Origin of the sequence: Shewanella sp. YQ_9, from assembly GCF_043103185.1 — a bacterium.
Lineage (GTDB): Bacteria > Pseudomonadota > Gammaproteobacteria > Enterobacterales > Shewanellaceae > Shewanella > Shewanella algae.
Genome location: NZ_JBICJO010000021.1, coordinates 81140 through 100517, shown reverse-complemented (window position 1 = coordinate 100517; position 19378 = coordinate 81140). Strand labels below are relative to the sequence as shown.

16 protein-coding genes are annotated in these 19378 nt (G+C 54.0%); 12 read left to right on the top strand and 4 right to left on the bottom strand.

Translation table 11 applies throughout. The features are described from left to right. Positions 1–37 precede the first annotated feature (37 nt). On the bottom strand, positions 38–658 hold the full coding sequence (locus tag ACF8D4_RS06740) for an inovirus Gp2 family protein (protein ID WP_208142395.1): 621 nt from the start codon (positions 656–658) through the stop codon (positions 38–40). 757 nt (positions 659–1415) lie between these two features. Between ACF8D4_RS06740 and ACF8D4_RS06735 the strand changes: the two genes are divergently transcribed. Further along, entirely contained in the window at positions 1416–2189 is a 774-nt protein-coding gene (locus ACF8D4_RS06735) for a hypothetical protein (RefSeq protein ID WP_274626044.1), read from the top strand. A gap of 322 nt (positions 2190–2511) precedes the next feature. On the opposite strand, the gene ACF8D4_RS06730 is transcribed toward ACF8D4_RS06735, so the two are convergent. After that, positions 2512–3627 carry a multidrug effflux MFS transporter gene (locus ACF8D4_RS06730; RefSeq protein ID WP_071237716.1) on the bottom strand — a complete coding sequence of 372 codons (1116 nt, stop codon included), beginning with the start codon at positions 3625–3627 and terminating at the stop codon, positions 2512–2514. A 154-nt stretch (positions 3628–3781) separates the two neighbouring features. On the opposite strand from ACF8D4_RS06730, the gene ACF8D4_RS06725 reads away from it, so the two are divergent. From ACF8D4_RS06725 to ACF8D4_RS06710, 4 genes are all read left to right on the top strand, one after another. Next, a complete protein-coding gene (locus ACF8D4_RS06725; RefSeq protein ID WP_045283610.1) occupies positions 3782–4558 on the top strand; it encodes a helix-turn-helix domain-containing protein in 777 nt (258 codons plus the stop codon). Positions 4559–4823: 265 nt separating this feature from the next. Beyond that, a complete protein-coding gene (locus tag ACF8D4_RS06720; protein WP_025010861.1) occupies positions 4824–5081 on the top strand; it encodes a YjhX family toxin in 258 nt (85 codons plus the stop codon). A 10-nt stretch (positions 5082–5091) separates the two neighbouring features. Next, a complete protein-coding gene (locus tag ACF8D4_RS06715; protein ID WP_208133924.1) occupies positions 5092–5811 on the top strand; it encodes a cyclopropane-fatty-acyl-phospholipid synthase family protein in 720 nt (239 codons plus the stop codon). A gap of 23 nt (positions 5812–5834) precedes the next feature. Further along, positions 5835–6677: a class I SAM-dependent methyltransferase gene (locus tag ACF8D4_RS06710; RefSeq protein ID WP_392466647.1), complete on the top strand. Its 843-nt coding sequence runs from the start codon at positions 5835–5837 to the stop codon at positions 6675–6677. Positions 6678–6762: 85 nt separating this feature from the next. Here the strand turns inward: ACF8D4_RS06710 and ACF8D4_RS06705 are convergent, their stop codons facing one another. Further along, positions 6763–9093 carry a zinc/cadmium/mercury/lead-transporting ATPase gene (locus ACF8D4_RS06705; protein ID WP_392466644.1) on the bottom strand — a complete coding sequence of 777 codons (2331 nt, stop codon included), beginning with the start codon at positions 9091–9093 and terminating at the stop codon, positions 6763–6765. A 549-nt stretch (positions 9094–9642) separates the two neighbouring features. On the opposite strand from ACF8D4_RS06705, the gene ACF8D4_RS06700 reads away from it, so the two are divergent. Together ACF8D4_RS06700 and ACF8D4_RS06695 are read left to right on the top strand one after the other, a co-directional pair. Beyond that, positions 9643–10539, top strand: coding sequence for an acyltransferase (locus tag ACF8D4_RS06700; RefSeq protein WP_392466642.1), 897 nt, complete (start codon positions 9643–9645; stop codon positions 10537–10539). Further along, positions 10539–11477 carry an acyltransferase gene (locus ACF8D4_RS06695; protein WP_208146088.1) on the top strand — a complete coding sequence of 313 codons (939 nt, stop codon included), beginning with the start codon at positions 10539–10541 and terminating at the stop codon, positions 11475–11477. Before ACF8D4_RS06700 ends, ACF8D4_RS06695 begins: the two co-directional genes overlap by 1 nt. Before the next feature lie 72 nt (positions 11478–11549). Here ACF8D4_RS06695 and ACF8D4_RS06690 read toward each other — a convergent pair whose 3' ends face one another. Further along, entirely contained in the window at positions 11550–12047 is a 498-nt protein-coding gene (locus ACF8D4_RS06690; RefSeq protein ID WP_144377819.1) for a DUF523 domain-containing protein, read from the bottom strand. A 417-nt stretch (positions 12048–12464) separates the two neighbouring features. Here ACF8D4_RS06690 and ACF8D4_RS06685 point away from each other — a divergent pair, with 417 nt between their 5' ends. The 5 genes from ACF8D4_RS06685 to prpF all read left to right on the top strand — a co-directional run bounded on the left by ACF8D4_RS06685 (position 12465) and on the right by prpF (position 19364). Beyond that, positions 12465–13190 carry a GntR family transcriptional regulator gene (locus ACF8D4_RS06685; protein ID WP_025889868.1) on the top strand — a complete coding sequence of 242 codons (726 nt, stop codon included), beginning with the start codon at positions 12465–12467 and terminating at the stop codon, positions 13188–13190. 12 nt (positions 13191–13202) lie between these two features. Further along, positions 13203–14078, top strand: a complete 876-nt coding sequence (prpB, locus tag ACF8D4_RS06680) for a methylisocitrate lyase (protein WP_025889867.1) — start codon at positions 13203–13205, stop codon at positions 14076–14078. Between the two features lie 180 nt (positions 14079–14258). Continuing rightward, a complete protein-coding gene (gene prpC, locus ACF8D4_RS06675) occupies positions 14259–15383 on the top strand; it encodes a 2-methylcitrate synthase (protein ID WP_335900457.1) in 1125 nt (374 codons plus the stop codon). A 104-nt stretch (positions 15384–15487) separates the two neighbouring features. Continuing rightward, positions 15488–18079, top strand: a complete 2592-nt coding sequence (acnD, locus tag ACF8D4_RS06670) for a Fe/S-dependent 2-methylisocitrate dehydratase AcnD (protein ID WP_101058309.1) — start codon at positions 15488–15490, stop codon at positions 18077–18079. Between the two features lie 85 nt (positions 18080–18164). Next, positions 18165–19364, top strand: a complete 1200-nt coding sequence (gene prpF, locus ACF8D4_RS06665) for a 2-methylaconitate cis-trans isomerase PrpF (RefSeq protein ID WP_144133115.1) — start codon at positions 18165–18167, stop codon at positions 19362–19364. Positions 19365–19378 lie beyond the last annotated feature (14 nt).

Below are 19378 nucleotides of genomic sequence, written 5' to 3'. Positions count from 1 at the left end.
AAGCAGTCAGGCGCGAATGCCCCTGACTGCTTAGCCATTACCCCATGAAAATCTTCTGACTGCTACCAAAGTGGCGATTACCATCACCTATGTATTTTGTTTCTTTCTTCGCCAAATAACTAAGACGATTCATCCCTGCATCATAATGCATCACAAAGTCTGCTGCATTTTGATCTAGCCAGTACACACCATTTTGACAGATATGCACTAAGCCAATGGCATATTGTACATTCAGCCCAAGTGCACTAGCCCATGCCCCAAAAATACGGTTATATGTATTGTCCTCTCCGAGCACCTGAGTGCCAAAGGTGAATACCGCATCTTTGTTAAAAACAAAGGCCACGTGGTAGTGCCAATTCCCTGTACCGTCAACCTGCTCTCGACACCATATGTAACCGAAACCAATCGGATGGACTGAAGCACGTCTATCCTTCCAAGCCCTTAAACGACTTTTAAATGCCTCGATAAAACGAGAGATTACCGCGGTGTCATCTGATTGAAGGTAGGCTGGGAAGCGTAAATCAAATCTAAGAATCGTAACCCGCGTAAATCTCGCTAAATGTCGGTTCACCACTGCATGGATTGAATTGAGATAGTCGTTAGATAGATCGTACTTGCCTGCAATAGAAAAGCAGGTGTTAGTGTCAAAGCCTTTCATGGATATGTCCTTGTGTTTAGTTAGTTCAAACAACACGTATAAACACAAGATGAACAGGTACTGTAATTTTAAACTTACAATCATCCTCCCCCTGACCAAGGAGAAATAACCTACAGCTAATATATTACTATACCGAAATGACCGTTATCAGTTGAGCCTGGGAAATTTGAACTTATTAATGCTATTACATAGCCCTTTTATCGCACCAGTACTCTGGAGTTAAGGAAGGTGCGAATAAGTCCTCGTGACACTCTGGCTTACACAGCAATTGGCGTTCAAGGCATCTGACTGAAGGCATGCCGGGGCCTGTCGAAGTCGGATAACGCAGAGAGCCGGTTGCTGTGAAAGCCTCGAAGGGCGTGGCTTACAGGCCTGCCTGCGGTGTTGTGCTTCTTGCAAAGGACTAGGGCCATTTGCTGCGAACCACGCCTTGCATCCAAGCCAGTAAGCCGACGCAGACCACACATGGGACTTGTTCGCACCTTCCTTAATGACTGAAGAATGCCAGAGATACAGGAAACGTTTGCATTCGACCGTTGAAGAAATTTACCTATGCAATATGAAAAACTACCGTCAAAAACCAACAAAAACGTCTAAAACAAGGTATTTCCCCGCAGTAACGCTTACGTTTTTATGACATAAATAATGGAAATAATGACAATTACCAGTCAAAATATATCAAAAAGTTGGATTCTAAATGACGTAAGTTTGCGTTATATTATTTATAAATAAATGCTTTCTAACTGAACAAACGAATATGAATAGAAGACAGCGAAATTTCATTATCAGATGGTTGGAATTCAAAGGAGTCTCATACCTCCCATTCGGACAAGATGAGCTAAAATTAACTGAAGGAATTTACCTGAAAACATCGATAGGCCAAGCTAAACAACTCAAAGTAGATATAAAGAAATTTTGGGAGCATCAAGCAATTGCTCTAGATAACATCTCATGGCTCTCACCAAAATTAGAAAGACAATGCAATTGGATTTGGGGTCAACTCGTCATTGAGTTTAAGCAGAAAACTAAAGAAATTTACTTACCTCCAACATTTTCATTTGATACATATGCATTCACAACAAAAGATCGTTATCAGTCTATTATTGATTTTTTTGATTATCTGAATGTACCTATGGCTGAAAAGCTCAGAAAAGTAGAACAGCTCAAAAAAAACTGGGTTGAAAATGCCCCCCAAAGGGCAAAAATAGACTGGCTTGATATAGACAACAAAGAGCAATGCGATTGGATTTGGGAACACTCCAGTAAGCTACTGGACAACATTTTTCTGTTAGCGCCACGGGATAATAAAGAAAAATATCATGACGCCATTCTACTTTATGACACCTTTTTAGGAGTATTCGATAAAGATAAATTAAAAAAGCTCAAGAATGGCTGGGCCCAACAGAAATCTAGGACAAACCAGAAACAAAAAGGTGTGATAAGCGAGAAAAGCCTAAATAAAGTTCGCAAACAGGCTAGCAAGTTGAGCATTACACCTGATGAGTTAATAGAAAAGTTGCTGTTAGACTAACTAAAGCTCAATGACCAAATGGTGGGCAATACGGTGGGCATTGTTCATCCACGCTTAAAAAATACACAACAACTATATGTTTTTAAAAGAATTCACCAAATAGACCACAAGAAGATCCAGAACGTGGAGTGATATTCCGCACTGTTAAAAACGTTCAAAAATCCAGCAAATCACATTTCAAAAAGCCCCTTCAATAAGGGGCTCTGTCATTTCTAGATCCTACCTAATAGCTGGTCGGCACGCACAAATGAACACTAAGACCGGAGACAGGGCCTAATAGCGCAAACTCTGCATTGAACAGTGGCCAACTGTGGCAAGCTCATCAGCGAACCCGGCTTACCAACAGCGCCATGCTGCCGCAGGCGAACAGTACCCATCCCAAGTGCTGCACCGCGCCTGCCAGAGCCAGACCACTGCCGATGAGTAAGTAGTACATCAAGCCGAACAGGGCACCGGCGCTGCCGGCCTGCTGTCGGTACTGAGCCAAAGCCATGCTGAGCACATTGGGGATAGCTATTCCGAATGCCATAACCACGAGTAGCATAGGCGCCAGAAACCCGATGGAGTTCAGCGAGAGTTGTACCCCTATGGCTCCCATAAGCAGCAATAGAGCAGCGCCTTGCAGGAGTTTGCCTTGAGAGACTCCCTTGGAGATCAGGCATTTATTGCTGTAGCTGCCGACCAGTGAGCCTAGGCCAAGGATTAAGCCGCTGTAACCAAACTGTTCCGGCGTGAACCCAAGCCTGGCAAAGTTGAATCCACCGAGTTGGTAATAAGAAAACAGGGCGACGTTATAGGCAGTGACCAAGAGCGCAGATTGCCAGATTTGCCTGTCACCGAGCATACGTTTACTCAAGGCGAACAGTTGCAAATTCTGCCTGCTGGTTTGGGTTTCCGGCAGCCTGATAAAACAATAGGCGAATAAACCCAAGGCCATAATAAACAAAGCCAAAAACACCGCATGATGACCACCCACCTTGACCAATTGGCCACCGGAAAACATGCCGATAACAGGGCTGATGGCAATCCCAAGTCCCATCACACTAAACACTTTCCCCAACTCTTCACCGCTGAAGGCGTCACGCAGCATGGTTTGAGTGACGATTGAGCCGACAGCAATCCCAAAAGCGCTGCAGGCTCTGGCGGCCATCAGCACGGCGAAGCTGGTTGTTGACATGGCCACCCAGGCTGCGACGCCATAGATAAAGAGTCCCAGCAACATGGTCGGGCGACGGCCGCAACTGTCGGCCACTATGCCCCACACTGCCACGCCCAAAGCGAAAGCCAGAAAATAAACCGATAGGGTTTGCGCCGCCTGAGGGTAGGACACGGCAAATGTCTGCGAAATCGCCCCCAGGGCCGGGCTGTAAATGGTTTCCACTATTTGCGGGAACATCAGTAGCGCCAGCATCAACCATAGCGAAGGTTTGGTTTTCATCTCTTATCCTTATCACAATCAAGCAAGCTGCGAACAAGCCCTGTTACTCTATGCAGGCTTGATCCGCGCTTTTCCGGGTCGGCGCGCAGTGTATACTCGTGATGAAATGGAACGTTAACGACATAAAGACAAGAAACATCAAAATAGGGACATCATGGCGATTATTGAGCAGGAAACTGAGTTCGATGCGGATACCTTTCCAGCCAGTGTTATCGGCATTGCGGCCGATGTTGGCCAGCACGATTCGGGCATGCACCAACACCATAAAGGGCAACTACTTTATGCCCCCCACGGCTGCATGAGCTTTGCATTGGAGAACGCCATCTGCATCTTGCCGCCCACCAAAGCCGTGTGGATCCCGCCCGGTATTTCGCACCGCGCGGTAATGACCAATGTGGTGGCCTATCGTTCTTTGTATTTTGATTGCGCCAGGTTCAACACTCCGGCTGAACTTCGCATGATAGAGGTCAACGCCCTCTTGAAAGCCTTGATAGACAAGATGGCACTGTGGCCTTGGGACACACCGGAGCAGAATATGGCCAATAGCAGTGCGTTATTTTGGGAAGAGTTTTATGCCGCCAAGAAACATTCATTTCAGCTGCCACTGCCACGGGATCGCAGGTTTCGCCGATTCCGCCAGCAGCTTATCAAGGAAGAGTTTCTCGCGCCTGATATAGGCCGACTTGCCGGCAGTGTCGGCGCCAGCACCAAGACAGTCACCCGGTTATTCAAGGCTGAAACCGGTATGACTTATCAGCAATGGCGCCAACAGTGGCGCCTTTTGAAGGCCATTGAACTCCTATCCGGCGCCAGATCTGTCAGTGAAGTGGCCCACAATCTGGCGTTTTCTTCCGACAGCGCCTTCATTGCGTTTTTTAAAAAGCAGACGGGCCAAACGCCTTTGAGCTTTATTCACAATCCAATTAACTGAAAACAAGAGTAAAATGCACAAAAAACAGCCTAAAATCACAGTTCCCCAACCGGTTGATTTACATCTAACATCCTTAGTGGTAAAAATTGAACAGTAAACCTACTTTCAACTCTCATTGAGGCATTGATGCTGGAGATTGTAATCATCAGATAATCAGTTAACTGACCTTCCAAGGCCGGTCTGATTATCAATGCGCGTAAATCAAAGGTGGACACTGACAAGTGCCCGCATGTTTTGCTCATGATGATTATCGAGTTTTTCCAGTATGAATATATCCCGTCAGGAACAACGTACCCTGCACGTCCTCGCCAAAGGCGGACGCATTTGTTATTTCCGCGACACTTCAGGTCGCGTCACAGCCGTTGAATGTTATAGCCGCGAAGGGCTTGTTCTTTGCGACTGTACCCTCGCCATTTTCAAAAAGCTCAAAGCTAAAAAACTGATCAAATCTGTCAAAGGTCAGCCCTATCGCATAACCACGGCCGGCTTGCACAATGTGCGCGCCCAACTGGACAACCGTTGAGGAAAGAAAGATGAATACACTATTTTCCCGTGACTATATCAACAGCAACATGATGGGCCCCAACGCCCTGCGGCTGGCCGAAGAAGTCTGCCGGTCACTGCAACTGCAACCAGGGATGCGGGTGCTGGACTTGGCCTGTGGCACAGGCATGACCTCCATCTATCTGGTGAAGGCCTTCAACCTCGAAGTCACCGCCATGGATCTTTGGATAGCGGCCGAAGACAACCAGGCAAGATTCAAGGCCGCTGGCCTGGAAGACAGGATCACGGCAGTGAACTTTGACGTAACCCAGATGCGGCCGGGACATGCCCCATTTGCAGAAAACAGTTTCGATGCCGTCTTGTCCATCGATGCCTATCACTACTTTGGTGCCAGTTCAGCGTTTTTTGACACCCACCTCGCCCCTTTCATCAAGCCGGGCGGTCAGGTCGCCATAGTGGTACCCGGGCTGAAAAAGCCTTTTCCACTGCAGCAAAGCGTTGCCCCTGAGCTGGCCCCCTGGTGGCAGCCCGGGATGAACTTTTTCACCGTCGACTGGTGGATGCAACTCTGGCAACAGAGCGCATTTTTACAGTTGGAGCTGTGCGAAGAGAGTGGGCAGTGCACCCAGGCATGGCAGGAGTGGTTGGCATGCGACAACCCTTATGCCGTACGGGATCGCGAGATGATGGCCGCCGAAAACGGCCAGTGGTTCAACTTTACCAAAATGACAGGCCGCATACACAAATAAGCTTTAGAAAAGCAAGGAAATGTATGAATATCAATAAGCTAATCAGCCAGCATTTTCCAATAAGGCTGTTGCCGAACGAAAGCAAAATTCCCTGGAATGATGCTGATTTCAGCCAGCGAATGCTGGAAAATCACCTCTCCCAGGAACACGATTGGGCCAGTAGAAAACTGGCGGTGATTGAGCGCCAGGTAGATTGGCTCTACAGCCAACTGGCTCCTGGCGCAAAAGTGCTGGATCTGGGTTGTGGCCCCGGCTTTTACACTCAATTGCTGGCAAAACGCGGCTTTTGCTGCACCGGTGTCGACTTCTCACCAGCCTCTATAGCCTACGCCCAACAACAAGCGCAGGCGGCTGGACTGGATATCGACTATCAATTGCTGGATGTCAGAAGCTACCGGCCGACCAAGAAGTTTGACTTCATCATGATGACCTTCGGTGAGCTGAATGTTTTCAGCGCAGCGGATGCCAAGAGTTTACTCAAGGATTGTGCAAACTGGCTGACGCCGAATGGCAAACTACTTGTGGAAGTTCACAGCTTTGATGAAGTCAAACGGCAGGGACAGGCAGAGCCAAGCTGGCAAAGGCATTCACAGGGCCTATTTCTCGATGCACCCCACCTGCTGCTGACGGAGCATGCTTGGGACGAGGCACTCCAAACCAGTTCCACACTGTTTTGGGTGATTGAAGAAAACGGCAAGGTGACGCGATTCGGCAGCCGGATGCAGGCTTGGCAAGATGAGGAATATCTGCAGCTGTTAAACGAGTGCGGCTTCAACAAGATTCAGCGGGTAGACACTGCAGTGTGGCCCAGCAGCAATACCTTTGAGGGCAAGCTTTATACACTAATGGCATGCTACAAGGCATAACCTGAGTCCGTTTGAAAGAGGAAGGTGTTAAGGTCTAACCCCCGGGTACCTTCCTCTTTTTTATTGTTATCAACACCAATACATTTCAGTAGCGCTTTCTAAGCAGTCTCAAGGCGTTGGCGGTTACCAACACAGTTGCGCCTGTATCGGCCATCACAGCCAGCCAGAGGCCGGTTATCCCCAGTAAGCTGGTCACCAGAAAAATCGCCTTCAGCCCCAGCGCCAAGGCTATGTTCTGGCGGATATTGCTCAGAGTTGCCCTGGCCAAGTGGATCATTGCCGCCACCCCTCCCAACTGATTATGGGTCAGGGCCGCATCGGCGGTTTCCAGCGCGGCATCGGTTCCGCCGCCCATGGCAATGCCGATACGGGCTCGCTTCATTGCCGGGGCATCATTGATACCATCTCCCGTCATGGCCACATTGCGGCGCTCGGCCAATGCCGCCACCTCAGAAACTTTATCTTCCGGCAGCAGCCCGGCGCGCCAGTCGATGGCCAGCTCCTCGGCAATCGCCTTGGCGGTTCTTGGGTTATCACCTGTCAGCATTATGCTGTCGATACCGAGATGGCGTAGCTTGGCTATGGCTTCGGCGGCCTCGGCGCGCAGCTGATCCCTGAGGGCAATGATGGCCACAGGAAAAAGTGGCTCCTGCTCGGCATCACACAGTACGACCAGGGTTTGCCCCTGCTGCTCCAGTTCTGTGACACGTTGCAGCAGCTCAGGTGCTAAACTTGGCAACCTTGAAGGGGCCAGCAGTCGCCAGTTTTGCGAATCGACCCGCCCTTCAACGCCCATACCGGGTAAAGCCCGAATAGCTTCTGCGCCTGGCAGTTCCAGCTGCTGCGCTTTGGCATGCTTGACTATCGCCTGTGCCAGGGGGTGATGTGAGCCCAATTCAATGGCGGCGGCCACCCTGAGCCACTTGGTCGCATCCTGCTCAGTGAGGCTCTCCACCAAGGTAACTTCAGGTTTACCTTCTGTGAGGGTGCCCGTCTTATCGAAGGCGACGGTATCGACATGTGCCAGTGCTTCCAATGCCGCGCCGCCCTTAATCAAGGCTCCCTGACGGGTTGCGGCGGCCAGCGCAGAGGTTACCGCCGCCGGCGTCGAAATCACCAAGGCGCAGGGGCAACCTATCAACAACAGTGTCAAACCACGGTAGATCCATTGCTCCCAAGGCTCGGCGTACAGCAGAGGTGGCAACAGCACAGTCAACAAGGCCAGCAACATGATGGCTGGAGCGTACCAGCGACTGAACTTGTCGATGAATCTCTCTATCGGTGCTCTTTGCCCTTCGGCCTCTTCAATCAAATGCAGGATGCGGTCTATGGCGTTGCTGCCGGGCTCGGAGACAACCTTCATCTTCACCAGCCTATCGGCTGCCAGGCAGCCGGCGGCGACCCGTTCGCCCTTAACCCTTTCTACCGGGATAGATTCTCCCGTAAGGGCGCTTTCATCAAATGCCGCCGAGGCATCAAGCAGTTCGGCATCGGCCGGCAGGCGAGCTCCAGGCGCTACTTCTATGATATCGCCCGGGCGCAGCTCAGAGGCGGCCACCTCTTGCCTCTGGCCATCTTGCAACCTCAATGCCTTATCCGGCACCAATGCCATCAAGGCGCTGACTCCGGCGCGAGCGCGGCCGGCCGCAAACGATTCGAGCTGCTCACCGAGCATAAACAGGAGCAACACCATGGCCGCCTCGGCTGTTTCGCCCAGCAACATGGCACCTATGGCGGCAACTGTCATCAGGGTTTCAATGGCAAAAGGGGTGCCGCTGCGAATAAGGGCCCAAGCCTTGCGGGCAATAGGCAGCAGCCCCCAAACTGTAGCCAGAGTGAACAGGCTGGTGCTGATACTCGCAGGCGCCAGAGCCGCCAGCAGCATTAACAGTGCCAGTGACAGTGGTTGCCAGTATTTGGGTTGCCAGTATTTGCCAAGCCAGCTCGCCGGGCCGGGCTTGGAACCTTCCTTACCTGCCTGGGCCTGCTGCTTAAGCTTAAAGCCGGCCGCATGCACAGCATCGACTATGCCTTGGGGCGAAACGCCGGGCGTCAGTTCCACCAGCAGCTTTTCGGTGGCAAATACCACCCTGGTGCTGCAAACGCCGCTCACCCTGGAAACCGCAGTTTCGACTTTACGGGCACAGCTGGCACAGTCCATACCCAGTATTTGCCACTGATGCTGCTCACCTTGAGCAAGCCTGGCAGTGTTGACTTCGGCAGCGGAGTCGGCTTGATGGGACTCATGATGATCATGGCAACAAGCCGAATGACAGCCAGAATGCTCGTTGGAATGACTGACAGCGTGACTGACTATGTGACCATCTGTACAACTTGCTGTGCAATTTGCCGGGTCCTTAGCCCACGCCTTTACAGGCTCGGGCGTGGGTTTGGGATCACAACAGGAATGACTCATAACTGTGCCTCATGCTATGGCTCAAATGATGCCTCGGAACTCAAATGTGACTATCCGGGCCGTTTGTTATTGCCAAGGAGTGTAAAGCTTGGAGTAAGCTCCAGAGTCAAGCTTCTGTGCCAAAGTATTTGCCCGGCCCGAAAACCAAGCCCTATCAATTAACCAGCCATAGCCGCTATGCCGTCCTAGCCGACAGCGGCGCCGATTGTCCCATTTACCGGCGCCAGTGTTGCGCTTGACAGTCAACCGGCTTCCACCAAAAATGCGCCGGGGATTTAAAGTGCCAGTCGCAGTTTCGCCACAAAGCAACATACGGGTAAAGGCTCAGGAAGATGCTGAAAGACGCTGCATTGCAAGCCATCTTCTGTACAGCGCAGAGATATAGATGGCGCAACTTATACGGCTGAAGCAGGCTAAACCTCTTGTACCAATGCTTATGTGAGCAGGCCCTAACTCCCTGTCAACGCCAGCTTAAGATTGAAGCCTGGTGGCGACTGCGGTTAACATAGTCGGTCGATTTTTCTTTTTATGATCCTGAGGGAGCCCAAGTTGTCCTTGATTCGAGGTTGTCTTGCCTTTAGCGGCTATGTTATCAACACCCTGTTTTGGAGCCTGCCAATTCTGCTGGGCAGCCTGATAAAACTGCTTCCAATAAAGCCATTACAGCGCCTATGCAGCCACGCTTTGGATTTCTGCGCCAGTGCCTGGATCAGTGTTAACGGCGGCATAGAAAAGCTGCTTCATCCGCTGAAGATGCATATAGACGAGCTTCCGGAGCTGTCAGAGCAGGAGTGGTATATGGTGGTAGCCAACCACCAGAGCTGGGTCGATATTTTGATCCTGCAGCGACTGCTTAATCGGCGGATCCCTTTTCTCAAGTTTTTCCTGAAAAAAGAGCTGATTTATGTGCCCGTACTTGGGCTGGCCTGGTGGGCGCTGGACTTTCCCTTTATGCGCCGTTACAGCACGGCTGAGTTGAAAAAGAACCCGAAACTCAGAGGCAAAGACATTGAAATTACCCGTAAGGCCTGCGCCAAATTCAAGCACAAGCCGGTGAGCGTGATGAACTTTGTCGAAGGTACCCGCTTTCAGCCCAGCAAGCACCAGAAGCAAAACTCACCGTTCAAACACCTGCTCAGACCCAAGGCCGGCGGCATGGCCTTTGCGTTGTCGGCCATGGGCGAGCAGATCCACAAACTGGTGGATGTCACCATCTATTATCCCGGCAAGATCCCCAGTTTTTGGGACTATATCAGCGGCCGTTTGCCTGAGGTTTACCTCCATTTGGAGGTCAAGGAGATAGACTCGGAGATGCGGGGTGACTACGCCAATGATCGTCAGTTCAAACAAGCCTTTCAGGAGCGGCTGAACGCCCTCTGGCAGCACAAGGATGAAGTGCTGGAACAATTGGCCGCCAAGGCAAACCATTCTCAAGGGGACTCCTGATGTTGCACTTCCTGCCCGGGCCTGTGCTGTTTATTCTCAGCCTGAGCTTGCTGATCATCAATACCGCCGTTTGGGGGTCGCTGGTGTGTATCGGCGGCCTGTTCAAATTGTTGCTGCCCTGGAAGGGTGGCCGCATCGCCATGACCCGGTTAATGAACCGGTTCATGTGGGCCTGGGCCAGCTGTAATGGCGGCATACTGCACCTGATAGCCAAGGTCGAATGGGATGTGCAGGGACTTGAAAGCCTCAAGCCAGATGGTTGGTATCTACTGATCAGCAACCACCTCAGTGGCTTTGATATTGCTGCGCAGACCTATATCCTGCGCAACAACATCCCCATGCTGAAGTTCTTTCTCAAGAAAGAGCTGCTGTATGTTCCTATCATGGGCCTGGGTTGCTGGGCGCTGGACATGCCCTTTATGAACCGCACCAGCCCGGAAAAGCTGAAGAAGAACCCCAAGCTCAAGGGCAAGGATCTGCAAACGACCCGGCGCTCCTGCGAAAAATTCAAAGACTTGCCCACCTCCATCATCAACTATGTGGAAGGCAGTCGCTTTACCGAAGACAAACGGCAGCGGCAAAAATCCCCCTACAAGCACCTGCTGCGGCCAAAAGCCGGTGGCATTGCCTTCACCTTGTCAGCCATGGGCGAGCAGTTTGATGCCTTGCTGAACGTGACTGTGCTTTATCCCGATGCCCCCAAGGATATTCTCGGCGCCGTGATGCAGGGTAAAGTGCACAAAATTGTGGTGCGAATCGAGGCTCTGCCTGTGCCTCAGGTGGATTCTGTTCGCTACTTCAGCGAGCCAGAGTACAGGGTAGAGTTTCAACGCTGGCTCAACGACATCTGGCAACAAAAAGATGCCCAAATAGACCAGTTGCTGGCCGAATGCCATCCCGCCGACGACTACAACAAGCTGGCACAAAAAAGCCACTGACAGTGATTGTCCAGGACAAAACAATGCCGGGCCTAAGCCCGGCATTGTTGTTTTAAAACTGAGTATTTCGACTCAAGCGCTTTTATCGCATTCAGTAAGATACTTCTCGGCGGCGTCCAGCTCAAATTCGCTGAATACTTGAATACCATGGCGCATCAGCAAGGCGGCGGTCACGCCGTCGCCCTCTATAAGTTGGCGGGAGAAACTGCCATCGTAAATCTTGCCTTTGCCACAGGAAGGACTGCGGGCCTTGAGAATGGCCGCAACCACTTGCTGTTGCTGCGCCTTGGCCAGTGCCAGCTCGGCGCCTCGCTCAAAGGCCTCGGTCACGTCCTCACCGTCACAGGTCAGCACTCGTCCCTGTATCTGTTCGGCCGGAGCTCTGGGTGTCGGCAAGCCGCCGGCGCACTCGGGGCAGAAAGGCACAAACCGCCCTTGGGCCTGCCATAGCTGCACTCTGGCATCATTGAGCAAGTTATGGCCACCGTCATAGCGTACTTCTTGCCCCAATAAACAGGCGCTTATCAATATCCGATTCGGTTTTGCTGTGTTGATGATTTCTGCGCTCATGCTTTGTCCACTCTTGTCACTCTTGCCTCTCTCCTCACTCGAACGATTCACTCCGGGCAACCGCCCTCCCCTAATTGGCAGTGGCTCATGCTCTCGGTTTAACGGCCCAGGGTCTGGGACACTGCTACGGATAACAAGCTTCGCTCTTTTCCTTGTCTGCCGCTGACAAGGAGCATTCTATCAGTCGCCCCTCAAGAAAACTGTTTAAAACGGGATTGTCGACAATAGTTGCAATAGCAAGTGTAAACCCATGCTAACAGCAAGTTTAAAAAATAAACCCAAGACAATGTTAAGTAAGGGTTTAACCACCAAAAACACCAAATTATTAGACTTACGTCTAGGTAAAGGCATTGTTGACAATGACCCAGATCACATCTAATGTCGAACCATTGTTAACAATCGAGCGAAACTTAAGCAGTGACTCAGGCACCTGTATTGGACAAAAACGGCGTTGATAAAGCCACTCCGGAGAAGAGCAGTACCCTGGTGGATCAGATCCTGGTGCAAATTCAGACCAGCATCATCAAGGGTGAGTTGGCTCCCGGCAGCAAGATCAACGAGCAGGCGCTGGCACTCAAGTACGGTATCAGCCGCGGTCCAACCCGTGAGGCCTTGCAGATCCTCGAGCGTCAGCGCTTGGTAGTACGTATCCCCCATGTGGGTGCCAGAGTCGCCGCCATGACAGTGGCCGAGCTCAACGACCTCTACGAACTGCGCAGCACGCTGGAAGCCATGGCCTGTGAACTGGCCGCCAAACGGATAACCGATGAGCAGCTCAGCCAGTTATGGCAACTGCTGGCCCGTCAGGAAGCGGCGCTGGCAGAAGGCGATACCTATTTTCAGGAAGAGGGTGATGTGGACTTTCACTACCAGATCATCCGCGCCAGCGGTAACAAGCACCTGCAGGAAACCCTGATCGGCGGCTTATATCACCTGCTGAGAATGTATCGCTATCAATGCACCAATAAGAACCGCCCGGTCAAAGCCATCGCCGAGCACAGACGCATAGTCGAAGCCATAGCCCAGCGCGATGCCGAACTGGCCGGCTTGCTGATGCGCCGTCATATCGAACAGGGGCGGCGCAATACCGAACTCAGACTCAAACAGCTTCAGGCGGAGCATGCCGCCCTGGACTCAATATAAGGAAGCAAACAGATGACTCGCAGCGCAGGACTCAGATTCCGCCAGGCTCTGGCCAAGGCCAAGCCGCTTCAAATCGTGGGAACCACCAATGCCTATTTCGCCCTGATGGCCGAGCAATCAGGTGTTCAGGCCCTGTACCTTTCCGGTGCCGGTGTCGCCAACGCCTCTTACGGCCTGCCGGATCTGGGCATGACCTCAATGAACGATGTGCTGATCGATGCCGGTCGTATCACATCGGCCACCGAACTGCCGCTGCTGGTCGACATAGACACAGGCTGGGGCGGCGCCTTCAACATTGCCCGCACCATCAAGGAATTTGAAAAGGCCGGTGTTGCCGCCGTGCATATGGAAGATCAGGTGTCACAGAAACGCTGTGGTCACAGACCCAACAAGGCCGTGGTCAGCACCGAAGAGATGGTTGACCGTATCAAGGCTGCCGTGGATGCCCGCACAGATGAGAACTTCGTCATCATGGCTCGCACAGACGCAGTTGCCGTGGAAGGGCTGGATGCCGGTATCGAACGCGCCCAGGCCTATATCGAGGCGGGTGCCGACATGATCTTTGCCGAGGCGCTGACCGAGCTGGATCAGTACCGTCGATTCAAGGCGGCCGTCAACGCCCCGATCCTGGCCAACATGACCGAATTCGGCAAGACAGAACTGTTCAACAAGGAACAACTGGCCGAAGCCGGTGCCGACATGGTGCTCTACCCACTGAGCACCTTCCGCGCCGCCAACCTGGCCGCCCTGAAAGTGATGCAGGCACTGATGGCCGACGGTCATCAACGCAATGTGGTCGATGCCATGCAAACCCGTGAAGAGCTGTATAAGTTCCTCGGCTACCACCACTACGAAACCAAGCTCGATGAGCTGTTCAGCCAAAAGTAACGGCTGAATCCAGGGATGATTGACCGGCGCAGACGCGCCGGTTGCAGGGTTTGCCCCAAGAAACACCCGGGGTTGCCGCCCTACACAGCACCCCAGAGCGCTGAAAAAGGCAACCGCATACCAGACCAGCCATGGCTGGCCAACAAATTGACAAGAGTGTAACGGAAGAGGGAATGCATTATGACTGACAAGAAACTGAGCGGCGCCGGATTACGCGGCCAAAGCGCAGGCGAAACTTCACTGAGCACAGTCGGTAAGTCCGGCTCAGGCCTGACCTACCGCGGCTATGACGTCAAAGATCTGGCCGAAAACGTCAGCTTCGAGGAAGTGGCCTACCTGATCCTCTACGGCGAACTGCCCACCGAAACTCAACTGGCGGCCTATCGTCAGAAACTCAAAGGCATGCGCGGCCTGCCACAGGCACTGAAAGAGGTGCTGGAGCGGATCCCGGCCGATGCCCACCCCATGGACGTTATGCGTACCGGTTGCTCCATGCTGGGTAACCTGGAAACCGAAAAAGATTTCTCCGAGCAGAGTGAAGTGGCCGACCGTCTGCTGGCGGCATTTCCTTCCATCATCTGTTACTGGTATCGCTACAGCCATGACGGCGTGCGTATAGACACAGAAACCCATGACGACCAGATAGGCGCCCACTTCCTGCACCTGCTGCACGGCGAAGCTCCATCTGCCCTGCATGCCAGGGTTATGGATGTGTCACTGATCCTCTACGCCGAGCACGAATTCAACGCCTCTACCTTCACCGCCCGGGTTTGTGCCTCTACCCTGTCTGACATGCATTCCTGCATCACAGGTGCCATTGGCTCACTGCGCGGCCCTCTGCACGGCGGCGCCAACGAGGCGGCGATGGAGCTGATTCAGGATATGCGCGATGAAGACCATGCCCGCGAAGTGCTCAAGGGCAAGCTGGAGCGCAAAGAGAAGATCATGGGCTTTGGTCACGCCATCTACCGCGAGTCCGACCCCCGTAACGTGATCATCAAAGAGTGGTCGGAAAAGCTGTCGCAGGAATACGGTGATGATCGCCTCTATCGCGTTTCTGTCGCCTGTGAAGCCCTGATGTGGGAAGAGAAGAAACTCTTCTGTAACGCCGACTTCTTCCACGCCAGTGCCTATCACTTCATGGGGATCCCCACCAAGCTGTTTACCCCCATCTTCGTTTGCTCCCGCCTCACCGGCTGGGCCGCGCACGTGATGGAGCAGCGCGCCAACAACCGCATTATCCGCCCGAGTGCCGATTATGTTGGAGTTGAGCCACGCAAGGTGACGCCTCTCAGCGAGCGTTGATCCCGGCGGCGGCCAAACGGCCGCCCGATGAATGAGCAAGAGCGGGCACCCAAGTGAGCAGGGGCCCGGCTCTTTTTGCAGTTGCTTCTCAGTGGACAGAACTCATGAATACCAATTACCGAATTCCCCTGCCCGGCACCAGCCTCGAGTATTTCGATACCCGCGCCGCGGTCGAGGCTATCAGCCCCGGAGCCTATGCCAAACTGCCCTACACCTCGCGGGTGTTGGCTGAAAACCTGGTCCGCCGCGCCGAGCCAGGCAGGCTCAACGACTTCCTCGAACAGATTATCGAACGCAAACGGGATCTGGACTTCCCCTGGTTCCCGGCGCGGGTGGTGTGTCACGACATTCTCGGCCAAACAGCACTGGTTGATTTGGCCGGTCTGCGTGATGCCATCGCCGACAAGGGTGGCGATCCGGCCAAGGTTAACCCTGTGGTGCCAACCCAACTGATTGTGGATCACTCTCTGGCAGTGGAACACCCCGGCTTTGAAGCGGATGCCTTCGAGAAAAACCGCGCCGTTGAAGACAGACGCAACGAAGACAGATTCCACTTTATCAACTGGACCAAGACGGCCTTTAAAAACGTCGATGTGATCCCGCCCGGCAACGGCATCATGCACCAGATCAACCTGGAGAAGATGTCCCCCGTGGTCCAGAGCCGCGACGGCGTCGCCTTCCCGGACACCTGTGTCGGCACCGACAGCCACACGCCACATGTGGATGCCCTCGGGGTGATCGCCATAGGCGTGGGTGGCCTGGAAGCCGAAAGCGTGATGCTCGGCCGCGCCTCCTGGATGCGCCTGCCGGACATAGTCGGCGTCAAGCTGACCGGCAAAGCCGCTCCCGGCATTACCGCCACGGATATAGTGCTGGCGCTGACCGAATTCCTGCGTAAAGAGCGGGTGGTGGGTGCCTATCTGGAATTCTTCGGTGAAGGCGCCGCCAGCCTGACTCTGGGTGACAGGGCAACCATCTCCAACATGACTCCCGAATATGGCGCCACTGCCGCCATGTTCTATATCGATCAGCAAACCATAGATTATCTACGCCTCACCGGCCGTGATGACCAGCAGGTGGCGCTGGTGGAAAACTATGCCAAGACCACGGGTCTGTGGGCCGACAGCCTCGAAGGCGCCGAATATGAGCGGGTGCTGGAGTTCGATCTCTCCTCCGTGGTGCGCAACATGGCCGGTCCTTCCAACCCGCATGCCCGTTTGGCCACCAGCGACTTGGCCGCCAAAGGCATTGCCGGCAAGGTCGAGCAGCAGGAAGGCCTGATGCCGGACGGCGCAGTGATTATCGCCGCCATCACCAGCTGTACCAACACCAGTAACCCACGCAACGTGATTGCCGCCGGCCTTATCGCCCGCAACGCAGTGGAAAAAGGTCTGGTACGCAAGCCTTGGGTCAAGACCTCTCTGGCCCCCGGCTCCAAGGCGGTGGATCTCTATCTGCGCGAGGCAGGGCTATTGCCTTACCTGGAACAGCTGGGTTTTGGCATAGTCGCCTTCGCCTGTACCACATGTAACGGCATGAGCGGCGCGCTCGATCCCAAAATCCAGCAGGAAGTGATCGACAGAGATCTTTACGCCACCGCGGTATTGTCCGGTAACCGTAACTTCGATGGCCGGATCCACCCCTATGCCAAGCAGGCATTCCTGGCCTCGCCGCCTTTGGTAGTGGCCTACGCCATTGCAGGGACTGTGCGTTTCGACATAGAGAAAGACCCACTCGGCACAGATCAGAATGGCAACGCCGTTACCCTCAAGGACATCTGGCCCAGCGACGAAGAGATAGATGCCATCGTCAAGTCATCGGTCAAGCCGGAGCAGTTCCGCAAGGTGTATGAGCCCATGTTCAATATCGCCGTGGAATACGGTGATGGGGTCGACCCTCTGTATGACTGGCGCCCAATGAGCACCTATATCCGCCGTCCGCCCTACTGGGAAGGCGCCCTGGCCGGTGAACGTGCGCTCAAGGGGATGCGGCCACTGGCGGTACTGGGTGACAACATCACCACAGATCACCTGTCGCCGTCCAACGCCATTCTGCCATCCAGCGCCGCCGGCGAATACCTGGCCAAGATGGGCTTGCCGGAGGAAGACTTCAACTCCTACGCCACCCACAGGGGTGACCATCTGACGGCTCAACGGGCCACTTTTGCCAACCCCAAACTGTTCAACGAAATGGTCAAGGACGACAGCGGCAAGGTGATCCAGGGCTCGCTGGCCCGTATCGAGCCCGAAGGGCAACAGGTACGCATGTGGGAAGCGATAGAAACCTACATGGAGCGCAAGCAACCGCTGTGCATCATAGCCGGTAAAGACTATGGCCAGGGCTCCAGCCGAGACTGGGCCGCCAAGGGCGTGCGTCTGGCCGGAGTCGAGGCGATTGTGGCCGAAGGCTTCGAGCGCATTCACCGAACCAACCTGATAGGCATGGGCGTGCTGCCGCTGGAGTTCTTCCCGGGGACCGACAGACTGACCCTGGGCATAGATGGCACAGAAACCTTCGACGTTCTCGGCGAGCGCACACCCGGCGCCACTCTGACCCTGTTGCTGCATCGCAGCAATGGCGAAACGGTGGAAGTACCTGTGCGCTGCCGCCTGGATACCGCTGAGGAAGTAACCATCTATGAAGCCGGTGGTGTACTGCAGCGTTTCGCGCAGGACTTCTTGCAGGGCAATGTTTAAGCCGGCCCTTGATGCGTGACCAAGTCGGCCATAGCCAAGGTTATGGCCGACTGATAAAAATATTTATGTCAAAGGATCCAATGCCATGGCATTTAAACCACAGATAAAAATTCCCGCCACCTATATGCGCGGCGGCACCAGTAAGGGAGTGTTCTTCCGCTTGGACGATCTGCCCGAGGCGGCCAGAGTGCCCGGCCCGGCCCGCGACGCCTTGTTGATGCGGGTCATCGGCAGCCCTGACCCCTACGGCAAACACACAGACGGCATGGGCGGCGCGACCTCAAGTACCAGCAAATGCGTGATCATGAATGCCAGCCAGGTTCCCGGTCACGACGTAGACTACCTCTATGGTCAGGTCTCCATAGATAAGCCCTTTGTCGACTGGAGCGGCAACTGCGGCAACCTTTCCACTGCGGCCGGCGCCTTTGCCCTGCATGCCGGTCTGGTGGCCCCAGAACGGGTACCGGAAAACGGCATCTGCGAAGTGCGGATTTGGCAGGCCAATATCGGCAAGACCATTATCGCCAAGGTGCCGGTCAGCGCCGGTGAAGTGCAGGAAACCGGTGACTTTGAGCTCGATGGTGTCACCTTCCCCGCCGCCGAAATTGTGCTGGAATTTATCGACCCAGCCGATGACGGAGAAGACGGCGGCGCCATGTTCCCTACCGGCAAGCTGGTGGATGAGCTGACGGTTCCCACCCAAGTACACCCCAGCGGTAAAATTCAGGCAACGCTGATCAACGCCGGGATCCCGACCATTTTCGTCAATGCCGCCGATCTCGGCTATCAAGGCACCGAATTGCAGCCGGAGATCAACGGCGATCCCGAGGCGCTGGCTCGCTTTGAGCTGCTTAGGGCACACGGCGCGCTGGCGATGGGGTTGATTAAGGATCTATCCGAAGCCGAAACCCGCCAACACACTCCCAAGGTAGCGTTTGTGGCCAAACCGCAGGCGCATCCGGTTTCCAGTGGCAAACAGCTGGCCGAAACCGATGTCGACCTCCTGGTTCGCGCCCTGTCGATGGGTAAATTGCACCACGCCATGATGGGCACGGCGGCAGTGGCCATAGGCACGGCCGCGGCTATCCCGGGCACCCTGGTTAACCTGGCGGCCGGCGGCGGTGAGCGCAGTTCGGTACGCTTCGGCCACCCATCTGGCACCTTGAAAGTCGGCGCCGAAGCCGAGTTCAAAGACGGCCAGTGGCAGGTGACCAAGGCCATCATGAGTCGCTCGGCGCGTATCCTGATGGAAGGCGCAGTACGAATTCCGGACGACAGTTTTTAACAGTAGCTTGGCTT